The 14469-nt window shown below is 71.1% G+C and carries 17 protein-coding genes; 6 read left to right on the plus strand and 11 right to left on the minus strand.

Annotated elements, in window-relative coordinates:
• The 7 genes from RIC31_RS18810 to RIC31_RS18840 all read right to left on the minus strand — a co-directional run.
• Window positions 1-649: TRAP transporter large permease subunit (locus RIC31_RS18810; protein WP_350111361.1), on the minus strand; the 649-nt coding region annotated here is incomplete at its 3' end.
• A 13-nt stretch (window positions 650-662) separates the two neighbouring features.
• Entirely contained in the window at window positions 663-1340 is a 678-nt protein-coding gene (locus tag RIC31_RS18815; protein ID WP_350111364.1) for a TRAP transporter small permease subunit, read from the minus strand.
• Window positions 1341-1371: 31 nt separating this feature from the next.
• On the minus strand, window positions 1372-1605 hold the full coding sequence (locus RIC31_RS18820; RefSeq protein WP_350111367.1) for a hypothetical protein: 234 nt from the start codon (window positions 1603-1605) through the stop codon (window positions 1372-1374).
• 247 nt (window positions 1606-1852) lie between these two features.
• Entirely contained in the window at window positions 1853-2278 is a 426-nt protein-coding gene (locus tag RIC31_RS18825; protein ID WP_350111370.1) for a hypothetical protein, read from the minus strand.
• Between the two features lie 149 nt (window positions 2279-2427).
• Window positions 2428-2883, minus strand: a complete 456-nt coding sequence (locus RIC31_RS18830; RefSeq protein WP_350111373.1) for a DMT family transporter — start codon at window positions 2881-2883, stop codon at window positions 2428-2430.
• Window positions 2880-3437: a GNAT family N-acetyltransferase gene (locus RIC31_RS18835; protein WP_350111377.1), complete on the minus strand. Its 558-nt coding sequence runs from the start codon at window positions 3435-3437 to the stop codon at window positions 2880-2882. The genes RIC31_RS18830 and RIC31_RS18835 overlap by 4 nt, the downstream gene beginning before the upstream one ends.
• Window positions 3438-3443: 6 nt before the next feature.
• Window positions 3444-4016: a helix-turn-helix domain-containing protein gene (locus tag RIC31_RS18840; protein WP_350111380.1), complete on the minus strand. Its 573-nt coding sequence runs from the start codon at window positions 4014-4016 to the stop codon at window positions 3444-3446.
• Between the two features lie 116 nt (window positions 4017-4132).
• Here RIC31_RS18840 and RIC31_RS18845 point away from each other — a divergent pair, with 116 nt between their 5' ends.
• Window positions 4133-5239 (plus strand): DUF2817 domain-containing protein, encoded by a 1107-nt coding sequence (locus RIC31_RS18845; RefSeq protein WP_350111383.1) that lies wholly within the window; start codon window positions 4133-4135, stop codon window positions 5237-5239.
• A 184-nt stretch (window positions 5240-5423) separates the two neighbouring features.
• On the opposite strand, the gene RIC31_RS18850 is transcribed toward RIC31_RS18845, so the two are convergent.
• On the minus strand, window positions 5424-6941 hold the full coding sequence (locus RIC31_RS18850; RefSeq protein WP_350111386.1) for a M81 family metallopeptidase: 1518 nt from the start codon (window positions 6939-6941) through the stop codon (window positions 5424-5426).
• Between the two features lie 155 nt (window positions 6942-7096).
• Between RIC31_RS18850 and RIC31_RS18855 the strand changes: the two genes are divergently transcribed.
• The gene (locus RIC31_RS18855; RefSeq protein ID WP_350111389.1) at window positions 7097-7957 is read left to right on the plus strand and encodes an N-formylglutamate amidohydrolase; all 861 of its coding nucleotides are present in this window, start codon (window positions 7097-7099) and stop codon (window positions 7955-7957) included.
• A gap of 76 nt (window positions 7958-8033) precedes the next feature.
• Window positions 8034-8477 (plus strand): carboxymuconolactone decarboxylase family protein, encoded by a 444-nt coding sequence (locus RIC31_RS18860; RefSeq protein ID WP_350111392.1) that lies wholly within the window; start codon window positions 8034-8036, stop codon window positions 8475-8477.
• A 157-nt stretch (window positions 8478-8634) separates the two neighbouring features.
• Here the strand turns inward: RIC31_RS18860 and RIC31_RS18865 are convergent, their stop codons facing one another.
• Window positions 8635-9891, minus strand: coding sequence for an NAD(P)/FAD-dependent oxidoreductase (locus RIC31_RS18865; RefSeq protein ID WP_350111395.1), 1257 nt, complete (start codon window positions 9889-9891; stop codon window positions 8635-8637).
• On the minus strand, window positions 9888-10844 hold the full coding sequence (locus RIC31_RS18870) for a 3-hydroxyacyl-CoA dehydrogenase NAD-binding domain-containing protein (protein ID WP_350111398.1): 957 nt from the start codon (window positions 10842-10844) through the stop codon (window positions 9888-9890). Before RIC31_RS18870 ends, RIC31_RS18865 begins: the two co-directional genes overlap by 4 nt.
• A 234-nt stretch (window positions 10845-11078) precedes the next feature.
• Between RIC31_RS18870 and RIC31_RS18875 the strand changes: the two genes are divergently transcribed.
• Genes RIC31_RS18875 through RIC31_RS18885 form a run of 3 tightly spaced genes read left to right on the plus strand, consistent with a single transcriptional unit; the run spans window position 11079 to window position 13781 of the window.
• A complete protein-coding gene (locus RIC31_RS18875; protein ID WP_350111401.1) occupies window positions 11079-11447 on the plus strand; it encodes a hypothetical protein in 369 nt (122 codons plus the stop codon).
• 7 nt (window positions 11448-11454) lie between these two features.
• The gene (locus RIC31_RS18880; RefSeq protein ID WP_350111404.1) at window positions 11455-13041 is read left to right on the plus strand and encodes a CHAD domain-containing protein; all 1587 of its coding nucleotides are present in this window, start codon (window positions 11455-11457) and stop codon (window positions 13039-13041) included.
• A complete protein-coding gene (locus RIC31_RS18885) occupies window positions 13038-13781 on the plus strand; it encodes a ParA family protein (protein ID WP_350111407.1) in 744 nt (247 codons plus the stop codon). The genes RIC31_RS18880 and RIC31_RS18885 overlap by 4 nt, the downstream gene beginning before the upstream one ends.
• A 27-nt stretch (window positions 13782-13808) precedes the next feature.
• Here RIC31_RS18885 and RIC31_RS18890 read toward each other — a convergent pair whose 3' ends face one another.
• Window positions 13809-14423 carry a class I SAM-dependent methyltransferase gene (locus RIC31_RS18890; RefSeq protein ID WP_350111410.1) on the minus strand — a complete coding sequence of 205 codons (615 nt, stop codon included), beginning with the start codon at window positions 14421-14423 and terminating at the stop codon, window positions 13809-13811.
• Between the last annotated feature and the right edge of the window lie 46 nt (window positions 14424-14469).

Genomic DNA, 14469 nt, shown 5'->3' on the forward strand with positions numbered 1-14469 from the left:
GCGACGGCGCCCAGTGCGGCTTCAGCGACGACACCACCAGGATGTAGGCGAAGTACAGGCACGACAGCAGCAGGCCCGGCAGGATCGCGCCGAGGAACAGGTTGCCGACCGAGATCGCCAGCAGGTCGGCCATGATCACCAGCATGATGCTGGGCGGGATCAGGATGCCCAGCGTCGCCGAGGAGGCCAGGGTGCCGGTCGCCAGTTCCTTCTGGTAGCGCTGGCGCAGCATGGTCGGCAGCGCCATCAGCGTCATCATCACCACCGAGGCCCCGATGATGCCGGTGGTGGCCGCCATGATGGTGCCCATCACGGTGACCGACAGGGCCAGGCCGCCGGGAACCCGGCGCAGCAGGATCTCCAGGATGTCGAGCAGGTCGTTCGCCACGCCCGACCGCTCGAGCATGGTACCCATGAAGATGAAGCAGGGGATCGCGACCAGCACCAGGTTGGCGGCGGCGCCGCCCCAGACGCGGGGCAGGATGTTGTAGAACTCGATCAGCGAGAAGTAGTCGACGGCAGCCCCTAGGAAGCCGAACGCCAGGCCGATTCCGCCGACCACGAACGCCACGGGAAAGCCGGAGAACAGTCCGAGCGCAAGCGCCAGGAACATGTATACGGACAGGTAGTCCGCCCAGTAGAAGCCCATCTTCGCCTCCGCCTCACCAGCCCGCGCCGCGCTCGGCGACGACCCCGGGCGGCAAGTCGCCCGGTTCTCCGCTGTCCTGGATCTTCGGCAGATGCTCGGCCACGGCGGAGGTGAGCATGTTCATCTTCACGGTTCCGCGGAGGTCCTCCGGACCGAACAGGTAGACCAGTTGCCGCAGCAGGGTCGCCACGCCGGCCATCAGCGTCAGGGCCAGCCCCAGCAGCACGAAGGACTTGATGACCCAGCGGTGCGACAGGCCGGTCATGGCGTCCGACGACTCGTTGGACTCCCATGCCTGGTGCACGAAGGTCCAGCCGTAGTAGAGGACCACCAGGACGTAGGGCAGCATCAGGCAGAGGATGCCGATCAGCTCGACCCAGGCCTGCCCGCGGTCGCTGAGCTTCTCGCGCAGCAGGTCGACGCGCACATGGGCGTTGACCGTGTAGGCATAGCCCAGGGCCAGCAGGAACAGGGCGGCGTGCAGGTGCCACTCCAGCTCCTGCAGCTTGGTCGGCGACATGAAGTCGTACAGCACCGTGGACATGATCCACTGCTGCATGAACTGGAACTTCCGGGTGATCACGTCGAACATGATGATCCCGATCAGCGGCAGGATCAGCCAAGCCCCGAGCTTCCCGAAGATTTGCGGGATGCGCTCGAGCCGGTCGGCGATGCGCAGATAGCCTTGCATGATGTATCCCGATCCTTGTCTGGCGCGCCGGTCAGCCGACCGCGACCGCAACGCGGCAAAGCGCGTCGATCATCAGGCCGCTGCCGGCCACGAACACGGCGATGAGAAGCAGTCCCAGGGCGTTGGTACCGGCGACCTGCCGAAACCCGATGGCGCCCCCGGACCCCGGGTGCTCGAGAGCGCTGAGCCGGAGCAGGGCCCTGGCCAGCAACCAACCGAGACCGGCCGCCGCCGTGGCGAGAGCCAGTTCGAGCACGAGTGCCATTGGCCTCACTCCTCAAACCGGTCGAACCGGCGCGCCATGAGGCCACCGGCCGGGATGCTGAAAGCGGATGACATGAGGTGTCCTTTCTTGCCGCGCGCTTTCCCGATGCCTGGGACCGGCGTCGCCGGGAGCAGCTGCGGTTCCGATGAGGCAGGGCGACCGCGGCGGAAGGCCAGGGCCGGTCCGCGTCGGCGGCACAAATGGGAATTCTGGGGGCCTTTCTGGGCCGCTCAGGCGCGGCCGGTCGTCAGGCGTCGGCGGGCGGCGCCCTGGCCCGGACGCGGCCGGTCGGGCCTTCGCCGGGCACGACCGATGCGACCGCCGCGGCCTCGACACCCCGTTCGGCAGCGATTGCCGGCGGCGAGCCGGGAAGATCGAGGTCGCCCTGGTCCGGCCCGCCCTTGGTCGACTCGCCGGTCGCCGCCAGGCGCTTCTCCGCCATGGCAGGGACGACGGGAAGCTGCGCGTAGAGCGCCGCCCCCGACGGCGACGCATCCGGAGCGGCCGGGTCGCTGACTTCCGCGACGGCGGGCAACCGCGCGCCGACGCCCGGGGGCGTCCCCGAGACCGACCACACGACGACCGACAGCAGCGTGAGGATCCAGAGGAACGACAGCGACAGCGAGGCGAAACGCCCGCCCAGGGTACCGTCCGACTTGCGACCGCCGATCATGGCGCTCTGCCGTCTCCGGGCGGGAACGTGCCGGCGCCAAGCTTGCGACCGGTACCGCTGTACCCGACCGGATTCCTCCGATGCGCCCTATATACAGCACCGCCGGCCCGCTTGCACAGCGGGATTCGGCCGGCCGGCCCGGCAGCCCCTCAGTTCCGCTGGTGACCGGTGATCATCACCAGCCCGGCGATCAGCAGGGCGACCCCGGCCAGGTCGCGCAGTTCGATCCGCCGCAGCTCCAGGCCGAACGCGCCGGTGTGGTCGTAGGCGAGCGCGGCGACCAGTTGGCCGCACACCACCGCCGCTGCGAAGGTGGTCACGCCGATCCGCGGCACCGCCAGCAGGGTCAGCACCAGCAGGCTGGTGCCGATCAGACCGCCGGCCCACACCCAGATCGGCATCCGCAGCACGCCGGACGGCCGCGGCAGGGCCCCGCCGGTCAGCAGGCAAAGGGCTACCAGCGCCGTCAGCCCGATCGCGAAGGCGACGATCGCCGCCTGGATCGGCCCGCCGGCATACACCGCCAGCCGCGCCAGGATCGGCCCCTGAGCGGCCAGCAGGGCGCCGGCGACCAGGGCCAGGGCCACGAACACCGGCGCGCTCATGCCGCCTGTTCCCCCTGCCCGAGCAGCTTGTACATGATGGTGGTCGGGTCGAGCTGGTCGGCGAACGGGTCGCGGCAGTAGCCCGGGATCACCCCGACGGTCCGGTATCCCATCGACGCGTATAGCGGCTCGGCGACGTCGCCGGTCCGGGTGTCCAGGGTCAGCAGGCTGCGGCCGAGGCCGGCGGCCCGGCGCTCCAGCGCCGCCATCAGCGCCCGCGAGATGCCCTGGCGCCGGAACTCCGGATGCACCAGAAGCTTGCGGACCTCGGCCCGGTGCGGCTGGTTCGGCGGGGTGTCGTGGTCGAGCTGGACCGAGCCGGCGATCCGGCCGTCCCGGCGCGCCACCCACAGCACCCGCGAGCCGCCGCGCACCGCCGGCAGCACCTTGTCGCGCCAGAACGCCTCGGCGTCGCCGGCCGTGAACGGCAGCACGTAGCCGATGCTGGCGCCGTCGTGGACGCAGGCGTGCAGCAGCGCGCCGAGCCCGCCCAGGTTGGCGGCGATCTCGGCCGCCGAGAGTTCCGAGATATCCGCCGGAAGATCAGTTTCCATGCCGCCTCAGACCATGAACAGGACGTAGCGGGCGCCGCTATTCCCAGGGGTGGTGAAGGTGCTGGGACCGAACAGCTGGTAGCGCAGGCAGTCGCCCGGCCCGAGCTCGTGGGTCTGCCCGCCGACCGCGATCGTCAGGGCGCCGTCGAGCAGCAGCAGGTGGTGCTCCAGCCCCGGCCGTGGCGGCTCGTCGTAGGCGATCCGGGTGCCGGGCTCGAGCTCGCACTCCAGCGCTTCGGCCGCCAGGGTCTGGGACGGTGGCGACACCGAGCGCCGCCGGAACCCGACCTCGGGATCGACCCAGACCGGCTGGGCGTCGCGCCGCACCAGCGGCCGGAAGTCGCCCTCGACCATGTGCATCAGCCGCGACATGGTCAGGCCGTAGGCCGCGCAGAGCTTGCCCAGCACGCTCGCAGTCGGGCTGACCTCGGCGTTCTCCAGCCGCGACAGGGTCGCCCGGCTGACCCCGCTGCGCCTGGCCAGCTCGTCCAGCGACCAGCCGCGCTCACCGCGCAGCGCCCGCAAGCGCTGGGCGATCCGGCGATCGATGGAGCCGTCGTCCGTGAGAGTGTTTTCCATATATGGGAAATTCTCCCGAAACAGGGATTGAGTCAAGCGGCGGCACGGGGGTCGGCAGCACAGTGCTTCCGACGCGGCGGCTTGCCGCCGCCGCACCCCGGTGATACCCGCAGCGGATGGACATCCTGACCTCGATCCGGTCGAGCTTCGCCGACGAATACGGCGACGCCCGCCAGCTGTTCCTCGCCGCCGCGACCGCCGCCGGGGCCAGCCTCACCGCCTGGGAGAACCCGCTGCGGGGCCCGCATGGCGAGCCGCTCACCACCGACGTCGCCTGGCTCGGCCCGCAGGACGCCGGCCGGGTGCTGGTGCTGATCAGCGCGACCCACGGGGTCGAGGGCTTCTGCGGCTCCGGCGTGCAGGTCGACTGGCTGGCCCAGGACGCCGCCCGCAACCTGCCGGCGGACACCGCGGTCCTGCTGGTCCACGCCCTGAACTGCCACGGCTTCGCCTGGTGGCGCCGGGTCACCGAGGAGGGCTGCGACCTCAACCGCAACTTCGTCGACTTCGACCAGCCGCTGCCGGAGAACCCCGGCCATGACGAACTGGTCGACGCCTTCGTGCCGGCCTCGCTCGATGACGCCACCCTGGCCGCGGCCGAGGAGAAGATCGCCGCCTGGCGCGCGAAGCATGGCGAGAAGGCGTTCCAGGCCGCGCGCAAGGCCGGCCAGTACAAACACCAGCACTCGATGTTCTTCGGCGGCACCGCGCCGAGCCGGGCGCGCCAGACCCTGGCCGGCATCGTCGACGCCTTCAAGCTCGGCGACCGCCGCATGGTCTCGGTGATCGACGTCCACACCGGGCTCGGCCCGCACGGCTATGGCGAGCCGATCTGCGGCCACAGGCGCGGCACCGTGAACCTCGACCGGGTGCTGGCGATGTACGGCGATTCCACCGGCCTGCCGGCCGAGGGCGCGTCGTTCTCGATCCCCCTGAACGGCACCCAGGGCCGGTTCTGGGAGCCGCGGCTGGGCGAGCGCTACACCTATGTCGCCCTGGAATACGGCACCTACGACCAGGAGCGCAGCCGCAAGAACCTGCGGGCCGACCACTGGCTGCACGCCCACCGCACCTTCGACTGGCACGACGCCGAGGCCCAGGCCATCAAGCGCGCCATCAAGTGGCACTACTACCCGGCCACCGACGCCTGGAAGGAGATGGTGCTGTGGCGCTCACGCCAGGTGATACGGCAGACGATCGCGGGACTGGAGCGGTTCGGATGAGCGCCGTGGGACCTCGGTCGCGGCGGGTGGGTTCCGGCTCGGCCGCGCCTCTCGGCGCGTCCGTCCGGAATGACGAATGTGAGGGATGGTCGCTCCCTTATTTGGACGTCATTCCGGACCGGTCCGCCGCTGGCGGAACGGAGCCGGAACCCACGGCGCGACGGGCGCCGGCCGACCCGTAACGTCAGGCGTCCGGGTCGAGCGGCCAGATCGGGCGGCGCAGCTTGCGGAACGGCCGGTTGCGGACGTCCGGCGAGCACAGCGCGCCGGTGTCGCAGACCAGCACCTCGTCGGCCAGCGGCTGGTAGGCGGCCCGGAAATGCTGCATCGACTTCAGGCCGACCGTCGCCATCGCCGCCGGGTCGATGCCGGCGTGCTGGAACTGCTGCACGTCGGTGATCTGCATGCTGTTGGTCACGATCAGGACGCGCACCCCGCCGACCCGCAGCACGCCGCTCGGACCGAACGACTTGGCGATGCCGCGCCACATCGGGCCGTCGCACACGAAGCGGCCGTCGGTCAGGCGCTCGACCGTGCCGGTCAGGGTCAGCGGATCGCCACCGAACCGCGGGTCGACCTTGCCGCCGACCGCCAGGGTGACCGTCGCCCCCTCGCCGGCGGCGTGCAGGGCGGCCGCCGCCTCGCCGTCGACCATGGCGCCGAAGCAGGCGTTCCGCAGCCCGGCGTCCAGCATCGCCTTCAGCAGGCCAGTGGCGTCGCCATAGGCGCCGCCGCCCGGGTTGTCGGCATAGTCGGCGATCACCATCGGCTTCGCCGCCCCGGCTTCGTGCGCCCTCGATTCGTGCACCTTGGCGCGGGCCGCCGCGGCGTCGGGGGTCAGGTAGGTGTTGCCCTGGTGCGCCCGGGTCTCGACGCAGAAGTCCATCAACGACTCGGCGATCGCACGGGCAGAGGCCTCGGCGCCGGCGACCCCGGCGTCGTAGCTGACTGCCACGCTCGGCCCCATGAAGGCGATGTCGGCGCTGGAGAAGCCGGCGCAGACCGAGGTGGCGAGGATGCCCGGCCGGCTCTCGGCCTTGGCGGCGCTGGCCAGCGCCTCCAGCATCGGGCCGGCGTCGGTGCGTCCGTGGTCGAAGCCCTCGGCCAGCGCCCGGCGGGCCAGCACGGTGCGCGGCCGGGTCCGGCCGGCCATCGCATCACCGATCAGCCGGGCGCAGCGCTCGCCGGTCTCGGCCATGTCGACATGCGGGTAGGTCCGGTACGGGCACAGCACGCTGGCCAGGTCGGCCATGCGGTCGGACACGTTGGCGTGCAGGTCCAGGGTCACCCCGACCGGCACGTCCGGGCCGACCGCCTCGCGCACCGCCACCAGCAGCGCGCCCTCGGCGTCGTCGTCGAGCTCGGTCACCATGGCGCCGTGCAGGGCCAGCAGCACCCCGTCGAACGGCCCTTCGGCCGCCGCGGTGCGGGCGATCGCCAGGCCCAGGCGGTCCCAGGCCTCCGCCGTCACCGGCCCGGCCGGGGTCGCGATCGCGGCCACCGACGGCACCACCGTCCAGCCCTCGGCTTCGGCGACCGTCAGGAAGCCGGCGGTCTCGCTGTTGGTGCCGCGCAGCGCCGAGACCATCGCCGGGCCCTCGTGCAGCAGCACGCGCGCGAACGCGTCGGTCCCGGTCTTCTGGACGCTGAAGGTGTTGGTCTCGTGCATGAACTGTCCGATCAGCACGCGCGGCGGGGCCATGTCGTTCTCTCCGGCTGGGGATGCGGGGGTATTCAGCCCGCAGCCCGCCCCGCCGGTCAATGCCCCACGGCCGGTGGCCAGGGTCGCGCCGGGACCGGTTGCCGCGCCTCCGGCCGGGCGCTAGAACCGGGGCCGTCGATCCGCCGGAGCGCGCCATGGCCAGCCACGAGATCCCGAACGTCCTGCGCCGCACCGACCCGGCCGGGGAGCCGGCGCCGCTGGTGTTCGACAGCCCCCACACCGGGTTGCTGTTCCCGCCCGACTTCCGGCCGGCGATCCCCCGGGAGCAGTGCGAGCGGGTCGCCGACTGGTTCGTCGAGGATCTGTTCGGCGCCGCCCCGGCCCACGGCGCGATCCTGATCGAGGCGCTGTTCCGGCGCGCCTATATCGACCCGAACCGCAGTGACCGCGACCTCGACCTTTCGATGGTGGAGGGCGACTGGCCGGGCGAAGTCGACACCACCGAGAAGACCGCGCGCGGCGCATCGCTGATCTGGAAGGTGATCGACGGCGAGACTGCGATCTACGACCGTCGGCTGACGGTCGACGAAGTCCGGAACCGGATCGAGACCTACTGGCGGCCCTATCACCACGCCCTGAAGGCCGCCCTCGACGAGACCCATGCCCGGTTCGGCCGCGTGTTCCACGTCGACTGCCACTCGATGCCGGAATGGGGCGACCCGCGCTGGGGCGACCAGGGCGAGCGGCGCGCCGACTTCATCGTCGGTACCCGCGACGGCACCACCGCGTCGGCGGCCACCACCGAACTGGTGGTCGAGACCCTGCGCGCGTCGGGCTACTCGGTGGCGGTCAACGTCAAGTTCAAGGGCGTCGAGCTGATCCGCCGCTATTCCGACCCGGCCGCCGGCCGGGAGTCGCTGCAGATCGAGGTCAACCGCGGGATCTACATGGACGAGACCGCGATCGTCCGCAGCGAGCGCTTCGCCGCCACCCGGGCGGCGGTCACCCGGATGATCGCGGCGCTGGAGGGCTACGCTCGGTCCATGGTCGGCTGACGGACTTGGCTCTACCCGGTCGCGGATACGCGTGTTCGGAGTTCCCCGGATTTCCGGAGCGACGCGAGAGGACCCGATGCAACCCCGGCTGAACCCCCTGACAGCCTGCCCGGACGCCTATCAGGCGGTTCGGGCCCTGAACACCTACGTCCAGAACTGCGGCCTCGAGCATTCGCTGCTCGAACTGGTGAAGATCCGGGCCTCGCAGATCAACGGCTGCGCGTTCTGCATCGACATGCACGTGAAGGTCGCCCGCAAGGCCGGCGAGAGCGAGCAGCGCCTGCACCTGGTCGCCGCCTGGCGGGAGTCGCCGCTGTTCAGCGACCGCGAGCGCGCGGCGCTGGCCTGGACCGAGGCCCTGACCCTGGTCGCCGAGACCCGGGCGCCCGACGAGGACTTCGAGGCCCTGAAGGCGCAGTTCAGCGAGGCCGAGATGACCAATCTCGGCGTGGCGATCGGCCTGATCAACGTCTGGAACAGGCTGATGGTCGGCTTCCGGGTCCCGCATCCGGCGGCGTGACGCGCCGGTCGCTTCGTGGGTCCCGGATGCGTTCCGCCTGCGGCGACCCGCTCCGGGATCACGGGGAATGCATGTGCACTTTCCCTTCGTCATTCCGGAGCGGCTCGCCGCGGAGAGCCGGGACCCACCCGCCGCTCCGACGCATGCACTTCCGCCCTCAGTACCGCTCGATCCGGTACGGCGTCATGTCGATGCCGGGGTCGCGGCCGGCGATCAGGTCGCTGACCAGCTCGCCGGTGCGGGCCGACAGGGTCAGGCCGATATGGCCGTGGCCGAAGCCGTAGTAGACGTTGGCGTGGTCCGGCGAGCGGCCGATCACCGGCACGCTGTCCGGGGTCGAGGGGCGGAAGCCCAGCCACTCGCGCGTCACCTCGGCCTTCAGCCCCGGCAGGGCCTGGTGCGCCAGCTCCAGCATCCGGTAGATCCGGCGGAAGTCCGGCGGCGCGTCGACGCCGGCGAACTCGGCGCCGGTGGTCAGCCGCAGGCCGTCCTGCATCGGCGCCAGCACGAAGCCGTGGTCGCCGATAACCGTGGCGCGCCGCAGCTCCGGCCCCTCCTGGACGGTCAGGTTCAGATGGTAGCCGCGCTCGGTGTCGAGCGGGAACCGGCGGCCCAGCATCGCCACGATCTCGTGGCTGCGCGCGCCGGCGCACACCACCACGGCGTCGCAGGGGTACATCGCGAGGTCGGTCACCACCTTCTCGACCCCGTTCGGGCCCATGGCGAAGCGCCGCACCTTTTCCGGAACCCAGCGCCCGCCGAGCTCCTTGAACTTCGCGAAATACGCCTCGGTCAGCTTGACCGGCTCGCTGACGAAGCCGTTCTCCGGCTGGTGGTAGCCGTGGGTGAACTTCGGCGACAGGCCGGGCTCCAGCTGCCGGATCTCGTCGGCGGTCAGCACGTCGAACTTCACGCCGCGCCGGGTCATCACCTCGCGCTCGTGCTTCGTCTTGTCCAGGCTCTGCTGGCTCGAATAGACCTTCAGCCAGCCCACGGGCTTCACGATGTCATGCGCCCTGGTCAGCTCGATCAGCTTGCGGTGCGAGGTCATCGCATCCTTGGACAGCGCCCAGAGGTGATGCGAGATCTCCTCGACCCGGCTCTCCCGGCTGGCCTCCAGGAAGTGCCAGAACCAGGGGGCGGCCTTCAGCACGTAGGACCACTTGATTCGCAGCGGTGACATCGGGTCGGTCAGCATCTTTGGAACCTGCTTCCAGTTCCCCGGCGACCCGGTCGGGTAGACGCTGCCGATGGCGATCGAGCCGGCGTTGCCGAACGAGGTGCCGCGGCCCGGCGGCGTCGGGTCGACCAGGGTGACCGAATGGCCTTCGCGCTGCAGGTGCAGGCCGGTCGACACGCCGACGATGCCGGCGCCGACCACGACGATCCGTTTCGGCTGGGGGGCGGTGCTCATCGCGCTGTCTCCGTCTCGCGCAGCATCTTCAGCAATAGGACGAGGCGGGTGTCGCGCTCGTTCTCCAGGTCTTCGATCGTGCGGTCGCCCATCTCGCGCTCGATGCCCTCGATCAGCCGGGCCTTCAGGTCGTCGTCGAATTCCGGGGTCTTCTGCATGGTCGCCCACCAGGACGCCATCGGCGGCCCGAACTGCTCGATCGCCGCCCGGATGCCGCCCTTGCCGCCAGTCAGGTTGAAGATCATGTGCGGTCCCATCAGCGCATAGCGCAGCCCGGGCCCCTGGGCGATCGCCGCGTTGATGTCCTCGACGCTGGCCAGGTCGTCGGCGACGGCGTTGAACGCCTCGCGCCACAGCGCCGCCTGCAGGCGGTTGGCGAGATGGCCCTTCACCTCCTTCTTCACCACGATCGGATGCTTGCCGATATGGGCGTAGAAGCCGAAGGCCCAGTCGGCGGCGGCCGGGTCGGTGACCTTGCTGGAGACGATCTCGACCAGCGGGATCAGGTGCGGCGGATTGAACGGATGGCCGACCACGAAGCGCGGTGCCGCCGCGATGCCCTCGACCATCTCGGACAGGATCAGCCCGGAGGTCGAGGTCGCCAGGATCGCGTCCGGCGCCAGCGCCGCGTCGATCCGCCGGTACAGGTCGATCTTTATCGGCGCCCGCTCGGTGGCGTTCTCCTGCACGAAGTCGGCGCCCGCGACCGCCGCTTCCGGCGTGTCGAGCATCTCCAGGCGGCCCTCGCGGTCGACGGCGGTGCCGACCGCGCGCAGCTGCGGCAGGGCGTTGTCGACGAAGGCCTGCAGGCGGTCCCGCCAGCCGTCGGCCGGATCCCATGCCGCCACGTCGTAGCCGCGCGCCAGGAAATACGCCGCCCAGCTGGCGCCGATGGTGCCACAGCCGAGCACCGCGATGCGCCGGACCGCGTCGTAGGCCTTGTAGGCCGCCATGCCGAACTCCCCTCGCCGGTCAGTAAGCGGGTCGCATATCAGCATGCGAGCGCGTCGTAAGGGAATGGGAAGGATCGTGCGGTACCTTGACGCTTCGGCCCGACGCATCGATGTGAGAAGGACCATCGTATCGCGAGGGTCACGAAACTGAAAAAAAGCGCACCAGGTGCGTAATTTGCCCTTGAGAAGCGCACGGCGTGCGCCTATGTTCCGAGCGTCTCGGAGGAAGCAGCCATGGGTGGAACCGCCATGCACCAGCACGGGCCGCAGTTGCGGCTGGTGGTCGAAAACGCCGACCCGCGCGTCATCCTGATGCCGATCCTCGATCTGGAGCGCCGGCTGGCGGCGGTCGAGCGCGAGTTGCGCCGGCCGGCCATGGTCCAGGGGCGCCGCGAGGCGCTGACCGAGATTCGCGCGCTGCTGCGTTGCGAACTGGAGGCGCGGCCCTTCAACCCGTCCCTGGCGCGCCGCTGCGAGCACCGCCTGCGCTGGGTCGAGCGGACCTTGGGGACCGGCACCGGCCCGACCCGGCCGATCTCAATCTTGGGGCGCGCCCGCGCCGTTCTGAATGCTATCCTGCCGCCGCCATTGGCCAGCGCTTGAGGTCGGATTGCCTTCTCGCACACCGGAACCGCAGCCGCGAGCGGCGGGGGCGCGCGAACGCCCCGCGGTCGTCACCCCCCTCGCCGCGATCGCCGACGCCGTCCGCGGAACCCTGCAGGCCGACCCCGAGGAGATGACGACCCGGCGGCTGCGCCTGCTCGACACCGTTGACCGCCGGCTGGCCCGGCGCGGCTTCCGCCTGGAAGCCGAGCCTGCCGGCGACGGCGAACCGGAGCACTGGCGCCTGGTCTCCGCGAGCGGTCGGACACGCGCCGCCGCCGACATTGCCGTCCCGGCCCCGCGACTGGTCGACGACCTGCCGCAGGGCCCGCTCAGAAAGGCGCTGGCGCCGATCGTCGACATCCGCGGCCTGCAGCCGTCGCCATGGATCGCCGTCGTGGAGCACCGTGCCGCCCTGCGCGATACCGCCGGCAAAATCCGGTGCCGGCTGTCCGCGCGCACCGCTTCGTCGACGGATCCGGGCGAGCGGTGCAGCGCGGTCCGGGTCGATGCGCTGAAGGGCTATCGGACCGACGGCGACCGCATCGCCGATCGCATCTCGCGTCATTTCGGCTGGTCGCCCTCGGCCCCGGATCCGCTGTCGGTGCTGGCGACGAGCCTGCTGCCGGAGCCGAAAGGGGCGGCCTATCCGTCGGTCGCCGATGCCGGGCTACCCGCCGGACTGGCGCTGCGGCCGGTGCTGCAGGCCCTGCTCGACACCGTCGAGCATCGCGCCGCCGGTGTGACCGCCGACCTCGACTGCGAGGAGTTGCACGAGCTCCGGGTCGCGGTCCGGCGCAGCCGGGCGATACTGACGCTGCTGCGGTCGGACCAGCCGGAACCGGAGCTGGAGCACGCGCGCGGGTTCTTCGCCTGGCTCGGGCAGGTCACCGGGCCGACCCGCGACCTCGACGTGCACGTCCTGGACTGGCGGGCGCACCGGCGCCGGTCGCCCGACCAGGCGGCCGACCTCGAGCCGCTCGGCCGCTACCTCAAGGCCGAGCGCGACAAGGCCCAGGCGAAGCTCGTCAGGCAGCTCCACTCGCGCCGGTTCCGCGACGGCGTACGGCGCTGGCGGCGCGCCCTCGACGCCGGCGACGACGCCTGGAGCCGGACCGACCGGGCGCGGACGCCGATCGGCAAGCTGGCCGGCCGCCGGATCCGCAAGCTGTACCGGCAGGTAGTCGAGGACGGCTCGGCGATCACGCCGGACTCGCCCGCCGAGGAACTGCACGCCCTGCGCAAGACCATGAAGAAGCTGCGCTACGTCTTCGAGATCGGGCGCGACGTGTACCCGGCGAAGCCGGCCGCCGCGGTGCTCAGGAAGCTCAAGGAACTGCAGCAGGATCTCGGCGAGGTCCAGGACACCGCGGTGCAGGCCGAAGCGCTGCGGCGGTTCGGCGAGATCATGGGACGGACCGGGGCCGCCGGACCGGTGACCTTGATGGCGATCGGGGCCCTGGCGGAGGACCTGGAGATCCGGCGTGCCGAGGCCCGGGCGCGGTTCGCCTCGGTGTTCGCGCCGGTCGCCAAACGCCGGTTCGGCGACCGCCTGCGGCGGCTGACCCGGGGCAAGGCCGGAGGCGGAAGATGAAGGTGGTTGCCTGCTACAACATCAAGGGCGGCGTCGGGAAGACCGCAACCGCGGTCAACCTCGCCTTCGTGGCGGCCCGCGAGGGCGCCCGGGTGCTGGTGGTCGACCTCGACCCGCAGGGCGCGGCGACCTTCTACTTCCGGGTCAAGCCGAAGGTGAAGGGCGGTGGCAAGGGCCTGGTGTCCGGCAAGCGCGACCTCGACGACCTGATCAAGGCGACCGACCACGACCGGCTCGACCTGATCCCGGCCGACTTCTCGTTCCGCAACCTGGACCTGCTGCTCGACGCCGAGAAGAAGTCCAAGAAGCGACTGGCCAGGCAGCTGAAGCCGCTCGCCGGCGACTACGACTACGTGATCCTGGACTGTCCGCCGAGCGTCTCGCTGGTCTCGGAGACGGTGTTCCACGCCGCCGACGCCCTGGTGGTGCCGCTGATCCCGACCACCCTGTCGCTGCGCACCTACGAGCAACTGGGGACGTTCCGCGAGGAGGAGAAGCTCACGGGGCTCCGGCTGTTGCCGTTCTTCTCCATGGTCGACCGCCGCAAGACCATGCACCGCGACATCGTCGACAGCTTTCCCGAGAGCCACGGCGAGGCCCTGCCCGTCAGCGTCCCCTATTCCAGCGTGGTCGAGCGCATGGGATCCGAGCGCGCGCCGCTCGCCGCCTTCGCGCCGAAGTCGGCGCCGGCGGCCGCCTACGAGATGCTGTGGGCCGAGATCGCCCGGCGGATCGGATAGAAACGGCGGCGACGCTCGCTCGGGCACTTACTTTCGCCGGAACGCCGTATAGGTGAAGTCCTGGGTGGACCCGGACGGCGTCCGATGCACCTCGGCCGCCGCCTCGTACAACGCGAAGTCCGGTCCCAGGCAGTCCGCCAGGCCCGCCGGGCCGTAGCGCATGACGGGCAGCCCGCTGCATTGTCCCGGGCCGGTCGGCGCGAAGGTGGCCATGATCACCGCCGCGCCCGGCCGGGTGCCTTGCCGCAGGGCGGCGATGTAGGCGTCCCGGGTCTTGGGCTCGGTCAGGAAGTGGAACACGGCGCGGTCGTGCCAGACGTCCCAGGCGCGCTCCGGCCGCCAGACGGTGACGTCGGCGACGATCCAGGACACCCTCTCCGCGAGCGCGCCGAGACGTGCCTTCGAGCGCTCGAGCGCCACCGTCGACACGTCGAGGACGCTCACGTCGGCGTACCCCTCGGCCAGCAGCCCGTCGACCAGCCGCGACGCCCCACCGCCGACGTCGACGATCCCGGCCGACGACCCCGGTACCGCCGCCTGGATCATGGCCAGGGAGCGCTCGGGCAGCGCCTGATACCAGCTCACCTCGTTGTCGGCCCTGGCCGCGTAGGTGTCGTCCCAGCGGTTCCCGATGTCGGTCATGATCGGTTTGCCGCGCAGTTCCCCTCGGCCCTCCGTCGGGACGCCG

This window comes from Thalassobaculum sp. (genome assembly GCF_040219615.1).
Lineage (GTDB): Bacteria > Pseudomonadota > Alphaproteobacteria > Thalassobaculales > Thalassobaculaceae > Thalassobaculum_A.